This is a genomic window from Candidatus Aquicultor sp., assembly GCA_036504445.1.
GTDB lineage: Bacteria > Actinomycetota > Aquicultoria > Aquicultorales > Aquicultoraceae > DASXVE01.
In genome coordinates, this window is sequence record DASXVE010000025.1 from 183370 (window position 1) to 202659 (window position 19290).

A 19290-nucleotide genomic window follows, 5' to 3' on the forward strand; every position below is an offset into this window, starting at 1 on the left:
AATTCGTGTCCTTGTCTTTTCTTACCGGAAGCTTTCTTCCACCGCAAACGCAATCTGCATTGCCTGTACCTGCTGCCACAAAGAAATCGGCCATTCGCCGCCTGCTTTGACGGCTTTGCAGAAGGCTTCAAGCTCTTCTCTTTGGCCTTTGTCAGACAGCTTGGTTTCAACACCGGTAACATTTGCACCGGTAACCGTGAGCTTCTTGTAATCGTCAAGCGTAATTACTTTGCCGTCGACAAATACTTCGAGCTGCTCCTTCGGATGGTCTTTGCTGCCAAGCGCCGTATAGGTAAGCGTGGCAACGGAGCCGTCTTCAAACGATATTGTAGCAACAAAGTTATCGTTCTTGCCATAGTAACCGGTAGCCGGGCTAACGGCTTTCGCATCTACAGCGACTACTTTGCTGCCGACAAGGAAGGTAAACAAATCGTAGATATGGCACGCCTCGCCGATATTGCGTCCACCGCCTTCTTCGGTATGCACCCAGTGATTAAGCGGAATATAGCCGGCATTCATGCGGTAATTGAGAATCATGGGGTTGCTTCGATTCTTGGTCAGCTCATAAATCCGCTGCCCGTACTTTGAGAACCGGCGGTTAAAGCCGGTAAGAAGAATCGGTGACGGGCCGGAAGCCGCAGAATAAAACGCCTCGATCTCCTTCAATTCGCCTTCGTTAAGTGCCAGCGGCTTCTCAACGAGAACATGTTTACCCGCCTTAAGTGCTTGAAACACCATCGGTGTGTGCAAGTTATGCCTGGTTGCAATGAGAATCGCGTCCACCTCGGGGTCGCGCAACACTTCACTATAATCGGTCGTCGCGTACTTCGCGCCGAACTGCGTTGCGGTTGCAATTGCGTTCTGGCCGGTACGACTCATGACCGCATGCAGCTGCACGAGATCGGAAAGCTCTTTCATGTTTGGAAGATGCATACCCTTGGCAAAACCACCGGCGCCAACGAGCGCCAATTTCACCTGGGTTTTGCCGGATGGTTGCGCATGTGGGTTTACAACCGTTCGCGTAAGGCGCTCATCAACCGGGCGCGGGTACGATAAAAGTACCATAAGCGGCCTATCGGTATCGCTTTTAAGCGCCGCATATGCCTCCCCTGCCTTATCGACCGGATAGATGGCAGCGATCATAGGGTCGACACTAACTTTTCCCTCCGCAAGCAAGCGCAGGTATTCGGTCATATTGCGATTCTCGGTCCACCGTACGAACGCGACCGGATAATCGAGTCCCTTTTCCTCGTAATTATTGTCGTAGCGGCCGGGGCCGTATGATGATGAGATAAAAAAATCGAGCTCTTTCTGGTAGAAATCCTCGCGATTTAGACTAAGGCCTACGTCGCCGACCAACACAACGCGCCCTTTCTTGCGACACATCTTAAACGCGGTGGAGACCACAGCATCGGATGGTGTGGCGGCGGTTATGATAACGCCATCGGCGCCGTAACCGTCAGTCAGCCTTGCAACGGCTTCGATATCATCCTCTTCCTGCGGGATTATACCGACATCCATGCCCAACCCTCTCGCCTGCTCGATGCGCGTGCGATCAAGGTCGGTGCCGATCACGCGGCATCCGTTGGCTTTCAGAAGTTGTATGGTAAGCTGCCCCAGAATACCGAGGCCGAGAACGACAAACGTCTCACCAAGCGTCGGTGTAGCACGTCGCACGCCCTGCATAGCAATTGCACCAAGCGTTACCGTACTTGCCGCAGGGAAACCGAGCTCATCCGGAACAAGAACCGTTAGATTGCGTGGCACGCGAATAATCTCAGCGTGGTGCGCGCATTGTGCTCCCGCGCACGCAACACGGTCCCCAGGTTGAATATCGTCGATACCCTCACCTACCTCTAAGACGATGCCGGTGGCTGAGTAACCGGTCGGGCTACCTGCAGAAAGCTTCCCCTCAACCACGCTTCTCGTGTGAGCTAAACCCTGCGTAGCTACCATCTGAAAAGCCTTTTTCACATTTTGCGGCTGTTTTAGGGCGCGTTTCCAGAGCGGCATCGCGCTCACTTTGACACCGCTCATCTCGGTACCGACCGAAATACAGGAATGATCGACCTGTACCAGTACTGTACCTGGTTCAACTTGGGGGGCGGGGATTTCCTCGACGATTGCCTGACCCTGCTTGATAAGAACCTGCTTCAATTACCACATCCCCCTTGTGTCGATTACAATTTTATCTTTTATAATGTCGCGGTCTACGTTCTTAAATGCTTTATGATCGACTAGAAGCAGCACGATATCTGCGCGCTGCAACGCTTCAGTGAAACCCACAAACTCAACATCAGTAAAGCGCTCAAGCTTGGCAGGTAGTTTTTGGATATGCGGTTCAACCGCAAGGATCGTGCCGATATTGTCAGCCGCAAGATGTTTGACAATCTCAAGCGCAGGGCTCTCGCGAAGATCGTCGATATTTGCTTTAAATGCGAGCCCTAAGCACGCGATAACCGGCTCTTTAATCCGCCCGGCTTTCTCCTTAACACGATTGATAACATGATACGGCTTGCTGTCGTTTACATCACGCGCGGTCCTGATAAGGCGCGCTTTCTCCGGCGCCGAATCGACGATAAACCAGGGGTCAACCGCAATGCAGTGCCCACCCACACCGGGGCCCGGCTGCAGAATATTAACTCTGGGGTGTTTGTTGGCAAGCTCGATGACCTCCCACACACTAACGCCGAGGTCGTGACAGATAATCGAGAGTTCGTTGGCAAACGCGATATTCACATCGCGGAACGAGTTTTCGGTTAACTTGGTAAGTTCGGCGGTCTTGGCCGCCGTAACAAATATCTGCCCGCTGACAAACGTCTCATAAAAGCCTTGCGCTTCTTCGGCAGATATGGGATCGACGCCTCCGATTATACGGTCGTTGTTGACCAATTCTTTAAGTATTTGACCAGGCAGAACACGCTCCGGGCAGTGCGCTACAAAAAGATTTTCTTGAAGCTCCGGGCGCGCGACAAATATTTGAGCAGCTATGCCGTCTGTCGTGCCGACCGGTGAAGTTGACTCTAAGATAACAAGGTTCCCTTCAGCTAGAAACGGGATAATGGTGTTTGTGGCCGACTCAACATACGAAAGATCGGGTTTGTGGCCTTCTTTAAAAGGCGTCGGAACAGCAAGGATAAAGACATCCGCCCTCTCAGGCGTAAGACTTGCTTTTAGATTACCTGAGTGAACAGCCGATTTTACAAGAATATCTAGATCCGGCTCGACGATATGGATTTTTCCGTCATTAATCATCGCCACAGCATTTTCGTTTACATCTACACCTAAGACCTTGTAGCCCTTAGTAGCCAGGATACTCGCCGTCGGCAGACCGATATAGCCGAGGCCGACGACACATACGTTTTGCCACTTACCCATTGCTTAACGTTCCCCTTTCGGAATGTGCGCACTTGCAACGGACGCAGGCTTAGGCTGTTCCGCTAAGATACCAAGCGTCCTCTATGCTCACCTGCAACTATTGTACTTGAATTCTGATACGGTAAGCAAATTGCGATACTATATTCTACGTAACATGAATGTGACATACACCGCTATGAAGCAGACCTTCCACTATAACCAAACGCTATTGCTTTATGATGAAATGAGTGCGTAGTATAATCCAACCATGACCTCGAATTCTTTAAAGGAACCGCATATCGTAGTTGCCTACTCCGGCGCTCATCCGGCGCATCAAAAGATGCTCGAAGATTGCTGCAGCGAGCGCATCTTCATGCTCGGGGAATGGAGCATCGCTAAGGATATACCGGCCAAGGATAAGCTCCAGGCATATTTGAAGTCTGCGTTCAAACTTCGAAGAAGTGCGTCCAAAATTATAGTCATCGAGGGTACAACACCTGCAATGGTAATGGCCCCTGTAATTAATTGGATTAACAGGCGGCCTAAAGCAATCATAGTCTTAAGCGCCGATGATGCACTTTACCGGGCATTTGTAGATAATCGTCGAATCAACAGAGCGCTGGCGCGTATCGGGTTTCGCTTTATCTGCGGCGCTATCGCAATCGGCGACATGGTGGCAACATTGATCAAGAAGAACTTGCCCGGAACACAAGTAGTCATTAGATATCCGCAGGTAACTGAAGCGCGGTTGCATTCACTCAGTGCTTTAGAACCTTCACTTGGTTCGCATAACATGGTGCTCATAGGAGGCGGGAGCGCATATTATAAAGGCATCGATATTGCCACGAAAAGCCTTGGGGTGATTAAGAAAGAGTTCCCAGATGCTCAACTAACAATGTTGGGCCGTACGGATATTCAAGAGCAGCCTGACTTGAAGTCCCCCGGTTTAGTAAAAGATATAACACCGTTCTTGTCTTCATCCTCGATACTCATTCACCCCGGGCGAGGTGATTCTTATCCAGTGGCAGTAATTGAGGCCATGCTAGCTGGGGTAGTTCCCTTTGTATCACAATGGACTGGAACGGCAAGCTTGGTACGAGAAGTCGACCCTAATCTTGTTATTCCGCTTGATGCCGAAGAATTCGCCAAACGCATGGCGGCATTTTGGAATATGGCCGCTGAGCAGCGGCAGGCTTTATCGGTTGGATGCAGGCAGGTAGCACTAGGATTCGCGCAACAAGCCGCTGAACAGCTATCAGTAAAACCATTTTTAGAAGGTTTTTCTAAAGAGTATTAGCGAAAATGGGGGTACTGTTCAGCATGCACCTGGTAACTTAATAATAACACTAGTTGTAAAACTACTCTTTAAGCACTCCGGCTATCATTTTGGCCATCTCCGCCCTGGTTGCGGTTTTGTTTGGCCGGAAGGTGTTGTCGGTATACCCGCCGATGGCGCCGTGCTTCTTGATGGTCTCGATATAGCGGGCGGCCCAGTTTCCCTCTTTGATGTCGGTAAAGGGGCCCGCGCTTTGTGCTACAATGTCCCAGCCCATAGCAATGCAGACCATCTTGGCAAATTCGGCGCGTGTTACCGGTTTTACCGGCTTAAACGTGCCGTCCGGGTAGCCGTTTATAATGGAGCGGGATATGAGCTCGGCGACAAAGCCCTCGTACCACGCATCCGGGGCGATATCCGTAAATAGTGATGCGGACTCTGTAGCCTCAGGTGTTTGTGTTAATTCCTTGTCTTGCAGCGGTGTGGGGCTACTACTACCGCCGCCGCCGCCTCCACCACCGCCAGTCGGTGTATCTGCGGTCGTAAAGCTAAACGAATACAGCGAGATGGTGCTGGTATTTACGGCGTTTTTAATCACGCCGTTCGGAATGGTAATGGTATAGGTTGACGCGTATGCGAGCGACGCCGCTGGTGTTATGGTAAGCGTTTTTTGCGAAATGGCGGCTGCTATAGTAACGGTGGTCTCGCCTGCGTCTTTAAGGGTGATTGCGCTCCACGTGTCGCCCTCTTGGATATTGGCGCTATACATAACGGTAATCGGCCCGTCTATGGGCGCATCGGCATCACCGCTTGCCGGGTTGGTCATCGATACCGTAGGCTCGGTAGTGGCCCGATAATCGATGATATCGAAGGCATCGACATTGATAACAAGGCCGGATGAACTTGCGTTCTTTGTGCCGGATACCTCAACCGTAACCGAGTGAGCGCCGAGCGCCAGGCCTGTCTTGGTATATACCGGTTGCTGGCCGTCGCTTGAGCTGTACAGATCGACATTCTACTGAAACACTCCGTCGATATATACCTTGGCTATGCCCTGGTCGGTTCCTTTATCGGCAATCCAGTTAACGCCGGTGCCGTAAAACGAACAGGTGCCGTACGCACCGGCTGCGCTCGCATACCGGTATGCGCCGCCGCTGGCGGAACTCTAGGCGGTACTCGCCCATGCGCCGGAATAACTCATTGCCGTGTCGGTTTCTTCGAGGCTCGTGACGTCGGTTGTAACCGCTTTTTGGGCATTGATTCGCCCGTAACCGTAGGTGTCGTCGCGCCCCGCTGCTCCGAGGTCGTCGACCGATTCCATAATTAGACGGGTTAGTTCATCTGTTGTTTTTCCCGGATACTTGCCGGCGATAAGCGCGGCGAGGCCCGCTACGTGCGAGGTTGCCATGGAGGGGCCTTCGGCATACGCATAGTCTCCATCATGTTTGCAGCTCGCTAAGCAGCTCAAGACGCCGTCCTCGGGTGCGACGTTGAGATCGCCGTCGCCGCCCGGAGCCGCAACATCGACCGCCCAGCCATGATTGGAGTACGATGCTTTAACGTCATTGCGGTCGGTTGCCGCAACGCCGATTACATTTTTGCACGCGGCAGGATAGAGCGGATCATCGATATCATCGTTTCCGGCAGCGGCAACGATGATGCACCCTTTCCCCTGCGCATAGGCAACAGCTTGGGCCATCGTCACGGAATAGCCGTAGCCGCCGAGGCTTAAATTGATGATTTTAGCGCCGTGGTCGGCGGCATAGCGTATGCCGTCTGAAACAGTGAAATCATCCCCCGAGCCGTCAGAACCGAGCGCCTTTACGGCGAGAATGCGCGCGCCCCAGGAAACACCGGCTATGCCTGCCCCATTATTCGATGCTGTGGCGATTGTGCCGGCCACATGCGTACCGTGCCAGTAATCGTCCATCGCATCGTTATCGTTGTTTATAAAATCGTAGCCGTTGATTACCTTCCCTACCAGGTCGGGGTGGTTATAGTCGACGCCGGTATCAACGACGGCAACCGTAACCGGGTCGCCGGTTGTCACATCCCAAGCTTGCGGCGCTTTCATCCGCACGAGCGGCCACTGGTTGGCGAAAAATGTGTCGTTCGGGGTTACCGCGAGCGCATGCACGTAATGGACGGGTTCGGCATACTCCACGTTTCCCATCGATTCGTACTCGCCGATAACTTCGTGAATGGAGCGGTTGGCCGGTACTTTTACGCATACGGCTTTTATACTCTTTATCCGGTCAACCGCTTGCGTGCCGGTTTTTTTCGTTGCGGCGGAGACCTCTGTTTCGCTTGTCGATTTCTTAAATTTTACGATGATTTCCCCGGGCACTACGTTGCCCGCATCAGGTCCGGTAGCTGTTGATTCGCCCATACCTGAGTTGGTTATGGTTAGATTGTCGGCGCTTTGGTTAACAAACGGTACGTCGTTAGGGCTAGAACCTATGGTTGCCGGTGTTGCAACAGTATTGTTATCTGCCGTACTTGCCACAATTCCCGTAAATGCAAACGATGCTGCAGGCAAAGTTATCAGATTTATTATTAGAAAATAGGCTAAAACGCGAAATCGCATGCCCGTGGCGTTACCTTTCAACGACAACGAACCGCTCACTTTTTCTATCGACAAACGATGGTATTGCTATAGATATCCTCCCATAAAATGCCATAAAAAGGGAGGCCTTGCTAGGCCTCCCTTAAGATAACGTCTAAAAGCGCGAGTTTCAAAGTTACATCAGCGCGATTTAAGCAGGCTTCAGTTACGACCACCGCATCAACTACTATAGCTTTCGGCTTTCGGCTTCCGGCTAGACTACCCCTGTTTAGATTCCGAACAAACTCTTCAAGATTGACGAGATAACGTCTTTTACACGCTCGCCGATCTGACCTACAAACTCGACAACTGTGCGAACCGCACGCACCGCGGTTTTCACAGAGAGAAGCGGTGCTTGCTGTGCGTTTGCACCGTTAACCAAAGATGCTTGCTCGCTGGCAGCTTCACCGGGCGACTTCGCGGTTATAAAGCTTAACGCGTATTGTTCTGCAAAACCGTTACCGGCTATATCCATTACCGCCCCGCCGGGGACTGTAACAACGTAGTGTGTGTTGGTGGCGAGGTTGCTCTTTGGTTGTATTATGAGCTTGCCGTCAGCGATATCCTTGGTGAAGTCTACGCTCTTCCCCTCCTTGGTCGTGAGGGTGATCTTATCGTATGTGTCACTTGCCTGAACAGGCTCACTGAACGTTACGGTGATCTTCGGCTCTAAGAGAACACCGGTCGCACCGTCAGTAGGGTCGGTATTTGCCACCTTGGGCGGCGTGCCGTCGATTGTATACGTCTCGCTGTAAACCGGCGACTGGTTGCCGGCAACATCGACAGCCATGAATTTTAATGTCGCTGTTTCATTGATATTGATCGGAACGCCGACGTAGACGTTGCTCGTCATGTCCGGTGCGGTACCATCGGTTGTGTAGTATAACGTTGCGGCCTCTGATGCCGAGAGCTCTACTGATTGACCTCTTCTATAAATATCGCCTTTCGGCATCGCGCTGGCGCCGGGGGCGATTGTGTCGACAGTAAAGACCGCATCGGCGACGCTACTATTGCCCGATGAATCGATCGCCTTGATGCGAACCGTGTTAACGCCTTCCGTCAGCGTGTCGAGCTCATCGCCGGATATCTTATCAACGGCGATGCCGTTTACGGTGACGAAAACGGTGGCCGAAGGGTCATCGATAAAGTATTGCAAGCTCGGGGTGTTGTTATTTATTATACTGCCGCTCACCGGTGACGTGATGGTGAGGCTCGGCGCCGTGGTGTCCGGAAGAACGCTGGTGATAAAGGTAACACCGAAGGGTTCCGTGAGCGTATTGCCGGCTGCGTCTTGTATGGCATCCACCGGAACGCTGACGGTATAGCCTGCGCCGTGCGCCAGGTTGGCATTCGGTGTAATCGTAAGCGTGTTGCCGTGGATATTTGTCGTAGCCGCAACGGTGACTCCGTTTACGTCTTTAATGGAGATGGCCTCGTACGACGCACCGGCGCGAACCGGTTCCCTGAAAGCTACGGTGATGGTTTTATCGACCGGTACCTCAACTAAGCCGCCTATCGGATCGGAACCAATAATAACAGGCGCATTCGTATCGATAGCATAGCGCTCGGTATAAATCGGCGACCTATTGCCCGCAGTATCAACAGCCATAAACTCTAACGCGGTCGTTGCGACAATCGGAATCGGCGTACCAAGATAACGCGTGCTCATCGCCGACGGCGGTGTGCCGTCGACTGTGTAGTAGATTACGGCGTCTTCTGATGCCGTTAATGTTACGTGCTGTAGCGCGTTAAACAGCCCGCTCGCTAACGATGCGCTCGCCGTCGGCGCCGTGGTATCCACCTTAAAGGTTGTGGACGCGGTTCCCTGGTTGCCCGATGGGTCGGTCGCGGTAATTGTAACGGCGTGCGTTTCTTCTGAGAGCGCGGGGAGCTCGTCGCCGTTTCGCGTCTCGACCGCAACATCATCGAGTGTTACCGTAACGGTAGCGGGCTCGCTTACCGCAAATGAGAGAACCGGGGTTTTGTCGCTTATCGTGCTGTTTTCTTGCGGCCCCGTAATAAGAATGCTCGGTGATGTCGTGTCTTCGGGCGCTATAACCGGAGGCACCGGTGGTTCTTCAGTAACCGGTAGAATCGGTGAACCCGGTGGAGCCGTTATAACCGGTGCGACGACTTTAAACGCATCTATGTTAATACCGGTACCGGTTGAGCTCTCGTTTTTAAGACCACTCACCGTAATCGTGATCGTATGGATGCCGAGCTCAAGCCCAGTCTTATTGTAAACGGGGCGCTGGAAAGCCTCGTCGCCATAGAGATCGACATCTTGTTGATAGGTACCATCAACCTTGACTTTGGCGATCCCTGCGGAGCTCGATGTGCCTGCGATCCAGGCTACTTCCGTACCGTAGAACGAAAATGCCGCCGATGCGCTCGTGTCATTAGAATACGTGTAGGTGCCGCCGCTAGCATCGCTCGAACTCGTCGTCTCCCACGAGCCGGTATATGCTGCAGCTGTATCGGTTTCTTCTTTGATGACCGTTGTTGTCGTATCGTTTTGCCCTGTAACTTCTTGCGTCGTAGCTGAAGTTGTGACCTCGGTTGTTTGTTCTGCCGACGTTGCTGCGGTCTGTTCTACTGTCGGTGTGCTTGAAGATTGTTCCGCTGCAGCCGGATAGACCGGTACCAGCGTGAGCACTAACGCGCATACGAGCAGTAATGCTATCAAACGGAATTTTTTCTGCATGTAATCACCTCGGGTTTAGAAGCGTTATTCATAGTTGATACTGGATTAATTTAATCGCCTACAGAAGAATATTTACCATTACCAAGGTGTTAAGAAACACCTATGTTATAGTATAACGGCCATAGTTTTAAAGCAATGCTCGTATGCTGGTATAATACGTGATTGTTAAAGTAGCGTTTAGTATGATAGCCGTTATTCTAAGGATACCAGTGCTGATAGCGGTTACTTTACGAGGGTTACCCATTACTAGCGCCGCTACTAGCGTTTTGCATAATAAAAAGCGCTCCACTTTTGTGGAGCGCTTTTGTGTTCCGTTAGAGCCTATGCGCACGCTAAATAGTTGAGCATGAACGCCTCCGTAGCGCAAGCCATCCACCCATTAGCATAAGCGTGAGCGAGAAACCGAGCAGGATATTGGTATTGGCGCCATATGCTATGGTGCCAATACCCAGCCCTCCTACTCCCATAGGAGCTAGTTCCATATCGGTCGGCGAGAGCGACTGGGTAATACCCGTGATCTTATGATTTACCATGTCGAGACCGCCTGGAGCCGTTATATCAACCCACTGCGTGCCGTCCCAGTGTTTGAGCCTGAGGTTCTTTTCTGGGCCTTTAAGGCGTTTTGGATTATAGGTATAGGTAACATAGATATCGCCGGTGTAACTCGCCGTCGTATGGATATCGATTGCGTATCCTAAGACGCTAAAGTTAGATAGCGGACCTGCTCTCCAGCGTTCCCATAAAGTTGGCGTTATAACTGAGGCAAACGTTTTACCCGGCTTTGTAATATGGGTAAACTTTACGGTAATCCCGTTACCTAAGCTAATAATTTCGCCATCGGTAATCGTATTGAAACCACTGGTGTCTATGTATGTTTTCGCCGATACCTGTACGCTTCGAGCCGATTTATTGCCCGCCGCATCGTAAGCAGCAACACTGCAGGTATATGTCGTATCTTGCGTCAGACTGTTTATCGTGAAGTTCGTGTCCGACGTATAATAGGTCGCGCCTGTCGTCGCGTTATAGACTTCATACTTGGTCACGCCGACCGCATCGTTGGCCGCATTCCAGCTTACCTGTATGCTGTTATACGATAGCGGTATTACCGTTACATTGCCCGGAGCATCCGGTGCGTGCGCATCCACCTTAAACGTTCTGTTTCTTGCCGTCTCGGTATTGCTTTGCGCATCCACCGAGTAGTAATACAGCGTGTATGTGCCGTCTGGAACGGTCAATGGTGACCCTGAATCGTATACATTCCATATGCCGCTCGTGCTGCCCCACTGATAATATGTTGTCGTATTCAGCTTATCGGCTGTAAACGTCACGCTCGGCGAAGTCTTGAACCAGCCATCGCTACCATCCGGTACCGCCGGGTTACAGTTAAGCGTCGTTACCGGTGCAGTAATCGCCGGCTGCGGCTTGACCGTAAAGCTCCAGGTCTTGCTTGCCACCATGTTGGTACCGGTCATATCTTTTACCGCCGTTGTGACGGTCGCGGTGTAAGCCATTGAATAATCTAGTTTGTTCATCGGTCTAAAGGTAGCCGTGCGCGATACCGCATCGTACGTAACCGCGCCTGCGATCGGAGCATTCGAGCCGTCCTGCAACGTAAATGATGTGTTGTCGATCGTTGCCGGGTCGACGCTCTCACTAAACATCGCCGTGATGACTGTTGTCGGGTCGATACCCGTTGCGTTCTCTGCCGGCGCCACCGAGCTTACCGACGGTGGCGCCGTATCGACGGTAACGCTAATTGCTGGTGTTGCAGCACTCTCGTTGCCTGCAATATCGAATGCCCGTGACTTGATCGTATATGTGCCGTCTTGCGGAATCGACCATGGATAGCTCCATGAGGTGATACCGGTAGCCACTCGCCATGCACCGTTGTTAATAGCGACCTCAACTCGTGCGAGACCGGATCCGCTTGCATTGTCGTTAGCCGTGCCTGTTATCGTGCACGAACTCGTATTGATTCGAGTTTGATCGGTAGGCGTCGTTATGGCCGATGTCGGTACGGTTGTATCAACTTTAACCGTTATGCTCTTAACCGCCTCAGTATTAGTGTTAGCATCAACTGAGTAATAGTAGAGTGTATGTTGGCCATCCTGCGGGATAACCGCACCGGTTAGCGATGTAGAGTATGTTGTCCACGCACCGGTCGTGCCATCCCATTGGTAGTATGTCGTACCCGGCTCGCTCCTCGTGAGCAGGATCGACGGCTCACGATACTTATACCATCCGGCGTTGCCGTCCGGTGCTGCCGGGTTCATCGAAACGGCTGTTGTTGGCGGCATGACATCGTTAATGGTTATGGTGTTCGTCGATGTCGAGTTTCGGGTATTGCCCGCATTGTCGACCGCTACAACGTACCAGGTGTGTGTGCCTGGTGAGAGCGCTGATGCCTGCGTGTAGGAAGTCGACGATGCCGAGATGTAATCCTGGGCTATTGCCCCATCAATGTAGAGCCGATAGCGCGCGATCCCTGAATTTGTATCCAAGCTAGCCGCCCATTTAAACGTCTGGGCTTTATCATTATTTGCGGTTGCGTTATTAGCCGGGCTGGTGATATCAAACGCTGCCGGCGCATCCGTATCCGTTCTAAATATCGTGGTCTTGTTGGTCTCCTTATTTCCGGCCGTATCCACTGAGTAATAGTAGAGCGTGTGATTGCCGGACGGAGCGGTTATCGCGCCCGTGTATGCGGTCCATGCTCCGGTCGCAACATCCCACTGGTAATACGTCGCTGCCTGCTCGTTTGCCGTGAACGTTACCGAAGGTATTGATTTATACCAACCGCTAGAACCGTTCGCATACGATGGGTTTGTTGTGAAGCTCGTAGTCGGCGGTACAACATCCTTGATGTTAACCGTAAATATCGATGATGACTGTATTGTATTACCGGCGACATCGAGTGCTTTCATATACCAGGTATGCGTGCCCGGTGTGAGCGATTGATACAGCGTAACCGATGTCGATGACGCGGATATTCCATCCCTGTTAAGCACATTATCGACGTAGAGCTGGTATTTTGCGAGCTGCGCATCGGAGCTCGGTGTCCACGTAAACGTTTGCGGTGCAGCGTTTGTCTCCGTGGTATTGTTTGACGGTGTGCTTATATCGAACGCCGTCGGCACTGTTACGTCAACATTAAACGGTTTATTCTTGACAGTCTCATTATTACCGGCCGTATCTTTCGAGTAATAGTAGAGCGTATGCTGACCTTCTAAGCCGGTTATCGCACCCGCGTAGGTAGTCCATGCACCGGTCATACCATCCCATTGGTAATACGTCGTCGCAAGTTCGTTTGCCGTAAAGGTTATTGAAGGCATATGCGCAAACCACCCGTTTGAGCCATCCGCATACGATGGATTTGTTATCATCGTGGTCGATGGCGGTACGACGTCTTTTACTGTAAGACTGAGTGTCTGCGTCTGCGCCGCATTGCCGGCTTCATCTATCGCTTTAACGTACCAGGTATGGTTGCCGGGCGAGAGCGATTGATACAGCGTTATGGTAGTACCTGTTATGGAGCTACGATTAAGCGTGCCATCCACATATAAGGTATATGTTACATTACCACTGCCGCTATCAGAGCTTGCGCCCCACGTAAATGTTTGCGGTGTATCGTTATTAACCGTTTGGCCGTTAATCGGCGAAGTCGCGTTGAATGCCGTCGGCTCACTTGGATTCGAGTCAACCTTAAATTGCTTACTCTTTAATGTTTCATTGTTAGTTGCTGTATCCACTGAGTAATAGTAGAGCGTGTGGATACCTTGAGGCGCCGTCATCGCACTGGTATACGTCTGCCAACCGCCTGCCGAAGTTGAATCCCACTGAACATAGGTCGTACCCGGTTCGTTTCGTGTTAATGTAACCGATGGGACCGTTGTAAACCAGCTGTTATAACCATTCGCATACGATGGATTGGTCGACAAGGCCGTTACCGGCGGCACGATATCGGCTACGATGAGCGTAAATGTTGATGATTGTGCGGCATTGCCTGCGATATCAACCGCTTTCACATACCAGGTGTGTGTGCCCGCAGCAAGCGGGGTCGCTACCGTAAATGATGTTGATGCGATCGGTAAGCCATCTCGATACAATGACCCATCGAGATAGAGCTGGTATTTAGTTAATCCTGAACCGGCATCTGAACTCGCCGTCCAGGTGAAGGTCGGCAGGCTCGTGTTATCGGTTGAGCTACCATTTGCCGGAGCGGTTACGCTAAATGCAGTCGGCGCTGTTGCGTCGACTTTGAATGTAGTGCTCTTTACCGCTTCCCGGTTTCCACCTTTGTCTTCGGAGAAGTAGTAGAGCGTACGAATGCCTTCCTGCGCAGTAAATGGTGCGCTGTATGTCGTCCATGCAGTCGCCGTCGTATCCCACTGATAGTATGTAGTGCCCTGCTCGTCCCGATTTAGTGTAATGGACGGTACAGCATTTATCCAGCTTGTACCGTTGTTATATGGGTTCGATGAAAGGGCCGTGACCGGCGGAACTACATCGTTCACATTAAGTGTGGATGTCGTCGTCGATTGCGTCGAATTACCTGCCAAATCAACCGCTTTCACATACCAGGTGCGTGTGCCCGCAGCAAGCGGGGTCGCTACCCTGTACGATGTTGCGGCCGCCGAGATACTGTCGGCTTTCAGCGACCCATCAACATAAAGCTGGTATTTAGCCACACCTGAACCCGCATCTGTGCTTGCCGCCCAGGTGAAGGTCGGCAGGCTCGCGTTATCGGTTGAACTACCGTTAGTCGGACTCCCGATGGCGAATGCCGCCGGGCCCGTAGTGTCCACTTTATATACTTGGCTCTTCACTGTTTCAGCATTGCTGCTCGCATCTGTTGAGTAGTAATAGAGCGTATGTTGTCCTTCAGAAGCCGTTATGGCGCTTGAATACGTCTGCCAGCCGACGGTTGAGGTTGAATCCCATTGGTACTTCGTGCTACCAGGCTCGCTAGCCGCCAGCGTGATTGACGGCGCGATGTTAAACCAGCCGTTAACCGGACTCCGATTAGCTGACGGAGTTGTACTTGGCGGAACAACATCCGCAACGTTGAGTGTAAATGAGGTTGCGGACGCTGCGTTACCGCAGGTATCTACCGCTTTTACATACCACGTATGAGAGCCTGCAGCAAGTACTGCCGACACCTTGTATGACGTTGTTGATGCCGAGATACTGTCGGCTTTCAGCGACCCGTCAACATAAAGCTGGTATTTAGCCACACCTGAACCCGCATCTGTGCTTGCCGCCCAGGTGAAGGTCGGCAGGCTCGCGTTATCGGTTGAGCCATTATTTGCCGGAGAGCTCAAAGTAGGCACCGTAGGTGCTGTTGTGTCGACTTTATACGCTTGACTGCGTACCGTCTCTTTATTGCTTGCCGCATCTTGCGAGTAATAATAGAGGGTATGTTGTCCTTCAGGAGCCGTTATGCTGCTTGAATACGACTGCCAGCCGGCGGTTGAGGTTGAATCCCATTGGTACCAGGTTGTACCCATCTCATCCGATGACAATGTTATCGATGGAGATGGGTTATACCACCCGCTATATGGTGCATTTGCAGGAATGGCCGATAGCGCGGTAGATGGTGGTATGACATCGTTGACATTGATTGAGTAGGTCGTTGACGTGGTTACGTTACCGCATTCATCTACGGCCGTGATACACCAGGTATGCGTACCGACGGTTAGTGCTTTTTGCAGCGTATATGTCGTGCCGAAAATCGAATCCCTGTTGAGTAGCCCATCAAGAAAGAGCTGGTATTTAGCAAACCCTGACGCGCTGTCTATGCTCTGATTCCAGGTGAAGGTCGGGGGCGTCATGTTATCAACCGTGGCATTGTTTACCGGTGATATAAGTGTGAAATCAGCCGGCCCCATCGTGTCAACTTTGAAGCTCTGGCTCTTTACTGTCTCTTTGTTGCCGGTTGCATCTTGCGAGTAGTAGTAGAGCGTATTCTGTCCCTCGAGTGCCGGAAAGCTGGCACCGTTGGCACAGACCTGCCAACCACCGCTTGATGTTGAATTCCACTGGTAGTAAGTGGTCGAAGTAATCGGATCATCGTTTAATATGTTGAACGAAATTACCGGCTTTGTCTTAAACCAACCGTTGATGCCATCGACAACCGATGGATCGGATCTCAGGGCCGTGGTCGGCGCTACACCGTCGATAACATTTACCGTATAGGTGCCTGAGCTTCTCGTGTTACCAGCCGCATCAACTGCATTTACATACCAGGTATGCGCACCCATGGAGGGCGGTGTATCTACGGTATATGCTGTTGTCGATGTGGCGATGTTGTCTTGGATCTTGTACCCGTCAAGGTAGAACTCATATTTTGCGAGGTTCGTGTCCGAGCTCGCGGTCCAGGTAAAGGTTATCGGCAACACGTTGCTCATGCTGGCGTTATTGGCCGGCGCGCTTAAGGTAAACGCCGTCGGCATCACTGAATCGAGCATAAATACTCGTGAGCGTACCAGGCTTGAGTTATTAGCTTGGTCTTTCATGTAGTAGTAGACCGTGTGTACACCTTGTGCCGGCGTAAAGCTTGTTGAGTATGTCTGCCAGCCGCCCGTAGATGTTGAGTCCCACTGGTAGTATGCGGTGCCGGTCTCGCTCTTTGTAAGCGTAATTGCCGGTGCTGTCTTATACCAGCCGTTAGCGCCATCGGCGGAAGCCGGTACCGCCGAAATATCGACGTTTGAGACGCTCGTATCGATATTAAACGGGCCAACATGGGCGGGTAGCGACCAGTTGCCCGCGGCATCTTTCGTGCTTATATGGAAGTACCAGGCACCGTCCGGATTGAGCGCCGGGCTTGTTGCACTGGTTACGCCAGCTGCTAGATCAACAGCCGCATCCGGTACCGTTGTCGGTGATTGGCTCCACTGAATCGAGTAGCCGGCCACACCGCTTCCGCTGTCGGAAGCACCGGAGAAATTAACATCGACCGTGATATCGTTCGACCATCCGCCGACCGTGTGACTCGGGCTCGTTACAGTCGGATTGGTCGCTTTTGTCTTATCTACATTAAAGACCTGGGTCTTGACTGGTTCTTTATCGTTGTAAGTATCCTGTGAGAAGTAGTAGAGCGTGTGATGGCCTTCCGGTGCCGTGAAGGAGCTGGAGTACGTCGTCCAACCGGCCGTTGAAGTCGAATCCCACTGGTAATATGTCGTGCCGGGCTTATCCGTACCAAAGCTAATCGTTGGGTTGGTTTTAAACCAACCGTTCTCTCCATCCGCCGTTACCGGGTTGGTTGCAAGGGTCGTAATCGGCGGAGCTTTGAAGACGCAGCTGTAGACACCGCCGCCCTGTGAACCCGCGTATACGGTTTTATCAAGGCAGTAACACGGCGTTGGATCGAGAGACATAACGAACTTGTTTAAGAGCCCGTCATTTGCCGACTTCCAACTCGCACCGCCGTTTTTCGTATAGTACACGCCGCCGTTTGTGCCACCGTATGCCGTAAAATCAATCGGATAATCCGGCGATATGGCAATTGTTAGGATGTACTTGTCGGCTTCAAGGATACCGCCGTTGACGGGAATCCAGGTATTACCGCTGGTAGCGGACTTAAACATACCGCCGCCGTAAGTGCCGACATACAAAACGCCATCTGTCGGATAACTCGGCGAGATGGCGATATCGGTAACATTTAGGTTCGTAATGCCAATATTTGTGCTCGACCATGTCGAGCCGCCGTCGGTCGATTTGAAAACACCGCCGCCGTAGGTGCCGGCAAACACCGTCTGGTCGCTGGTGAAGTGCGGTGATAATACGACATTTCGCACATCGAGATTCGACAGGCCGCTGTTTAACTGCGTCCACGATGCGCCGCCGTCGCTTGATCTAAAAACGCCGCCGCTTGTGCCGGCGAAGACTGATTTATCGGAAGGGTAATTCGGGGAGGTGGCTATCGATTTGACATCGAGATTGGTTAAACCGTTGTTGATCGGTATCCAGGTTGAGCCACCGTTGGTGGTCCTAAATACGCCGCCGGCTGTTGCCGCGAAAACAGTCTGGTCGCTACCAAAATTAGGGGAAACTGCGGTTGCGCGTATATCCAGATTGGTGAGGCCGGTGCTGAATGCAGCCCACGTCCTGCCACCATCAGTTGACTTAAAGACACCGTTGCCGGTCGTACCGGCGAAAACAGTGAAGTCCCTACCGTAATACGGTGAGACGCTGATGACACGGATGATGTAGTCTGACAGACCGCCGCCATGCCATGATTCGGCGGATGCGACCGCCGGCATCATAAGTACGGCGCTTATTAATAAAATGAGAAATGCGATCGGCAACCTTGCTCCGATACGCCACTTCTTTCCCCTCGATCTTTTGTGTTGACTACTATATGTTGCGCCCCTAACTCTCGATATCCCTTTGTTTGTCACCATGGTAGCCCCTTAAATTTCCCCTAGGTTAGTCGTGTTGTATCCTATTTAAGCGAACCCAACTTCGCTTTAATCCCCGCAAGATCAACACCGAACGGTTTCATTTTGATCACCGTCTGGTACTGCTCCTTTGCTTTGTTGAACACCCCGGTTTGTGCATACGTATCGCCTAGCGCAATGCGAGCTTGTACAAAATTGGCGTTGAGTTTAACGGCTTTGTTAAGCTCATCGATCGCCGCCTGCATATTGCCTTGCGACCTGTAAATTATGGCGAGGTTGTAGATGGCTTCCGGCTGGTTTGAATTAAGTGCTATTGAGGCCTTGTACTCCTCTGCTGCTTTATCAAGTTGTCCCTTTGCTTCATAGCTTTGCGCGAGCGCGACATGCGCTTTCGGGTCTTGTGGGTTAAGTTGTTTTGCTTGCTCGAGGTTTTTGATTGCCTGATCAAATTTTCCCTTGGAATACGCTTGAGAACCAGATGTGTACGCTTGCTTCTGGTCCTCTTTGATTTTCTGGTCTCTCATTTGTAAGCCGACCACGACCGCGATTACAAGAATTACGGCAGCACATATTGCAAGAAGCGGTTTCTTGTAGTTCATAACGAATCCTAACATCTTGTTCTCTGCCTTTAACTCCAAGCGATTTCTCCCCTTTTTCTTGTTACCTACAACAAAAAACGACCCGAACATGGCTGGTTTCGCTACTTGCTTCCCCTAGCTTTTATACCTCGACGGGTATAAAAGCGACCAGATAAAAGCTAGGGTTCTTCGCATTCTGGGTCAGTCCGAGTATTGCCATGTCTAGGGTCTAATTAGTGCTGCGGTGATTAAATTTTTGGTTTTCGTTTTCTAGCAGTGTGTGATGGTTAAATATATCATTTACCGCTTAATTGTAAGAATATCAACTATTGCACTTAGAGTCAACAAAAAAGTAACAACCTTAG

8 protein-coding genes are annotated in these 19290 nt (G+C 51.5%); 1 reads left to right on the forward strand and 7 read right to left on the reverse strand.

All coding sequences use genetic code 11. The features are described from left to right. Positions 1 to 21: 21 nt before the first annotated feature. Together VGK02_08385 and wecC are read right to left on the reverse strand one after the other, a co-directional pair. Positions 22 to 2157, reverse strand: coding sequence for a bi-domain-containing oxidoreductase (locus VGK02_08385; GenBank protein ID HEY3375062.1), 2136 nt, complete (start codon positions 2155 to 2157; stop codon positions 22 to 24). Next, positions 2158 to 3378: a UDP-N-acetyl-D-mannosamine dehydrogenase gene (gene wecC, locus VGK02_08390; GenBank protein HEY3375063.1), complete on the reverse strand. Its 1221-nt coding sequence runs from the start codon at positions 3376 to 3378 to the stop codon at positions 2158 to 2160. It abuts the gene before it with no gap. A gap of 247 nt (positions 3379 to 3625) precedes the next feature. On the opposite strand from wecC, the gene VGK02_08395 reads away from it, so the two are divergent. Further along, on the forward strand, positions 3626 to 4654 hold the full coding sequence (locus VGK02_08395) for a glycosyltransferase (protein ID HEY3375064.1): 1029 nt from the start codon (positions 3626 to 3628) through the stop codon (positions 4652 to 4654). Positions 4655 to 4715: 61 nt separating this feature from the next. Here VGK02_08395 and VGK02_08400 read toward each other — a convergent pair whose 3' ends face one another. The 5 genes from VGK02_08400 to VGK02_08420 all read right to left on the reverse strand — a co-directional run bounded on the left by VGK02_08400 (position 4716) and on the right by VGK02_08420 (position 18985). After that, on the reverse strand, positions 4716 to 5639 hold the full coding sequence (locus VGK02_08400) for an S-layer homology domain-containing protein (protein HEY3375065.1): 924 nt from the start codon (positions 5637 to 5639) through the stop codon (positions 4716 to 4718). Between the two features lie 159 nt (positions 5640 to 5798). Then, complete coding sequence (locus VGK02_08405) at positions 5799 to 7247, reverse strand: S8 family peptidase (GenBank protein HEY3375066.1); 1449 nt, start codon at positions 7245 to 7247, stop codon at positions 5799 to 5801. Positions 7248 to 7467: 220 nt separating this feature from the next. Then, positions 7468 to 9942, reverse strand: a complete 2475-nt coding sequence (locus VGK02_08410; GenBank protein HEY3375067.1) for an Ig-like domain-containing protein — start codon at positions 9940 to 9942, stop codon at positions 7468 to 7470. 332 nt (positions 9943 to 10274) lie between these two features. Continuing rightward, positions 10275 to 18350 carry an Ig-like domain-containing protein gene (locus tag VGK02_08415; GenBank protein ID HEY3375068.1) on the reverse strand — a complete coding sequence of 2692 codons (8076 nt, stop codon included), beginning with the start codon at positions 18348 to 18350 and terminating at the stop codon, positions 10275 to 10277. A gap of 41 nt (positions 18351 to 18391) precedes the next feature. Next, positions 18392 to 18985, reverse strand: a complete 594-nt coding sequence (locus VGK02_08420; GenBank protein ID HEY3375069.1) for a tetratricopeptide repeat protein — start codon at positions 18983 to 18985, stop codon at positions 18392 to 18394. Positions 18986 to 19290: the final 305 nt, after the last annotated feature.

Bases quoted from the DNA above. Each gene is read 5' to 3' on its own strand.
- wecC (HEY3375063.1), bottom strand. From the start codon at position 3,378: ATGGGTAAGTGGCAAAACGTATGTGTCGTCGGCCTCGGCTATATCGGT.
- VGK02_08395 (HEY3375064.1), top strand. From the start codon at position 3,626: ATGACCTCGAATTCTTTAAAGGAACCGCATATCGTAGTTGCCTACTCC.
- VGK02_08410 (HEY3375067.1), bottom strand. From the start codon at position 9,942: ATGCAGAAAAAATTCCGTTTGATAGCATTACTGCTCGTATGCGCGTTA.
- VGK02_08415 (HEY3375068.1), bottom strand. From the start codon at position 18,350: ATGGTGACAAACAAAGGGATATCGAGAGTTAGGGGCGCAACATATAGT.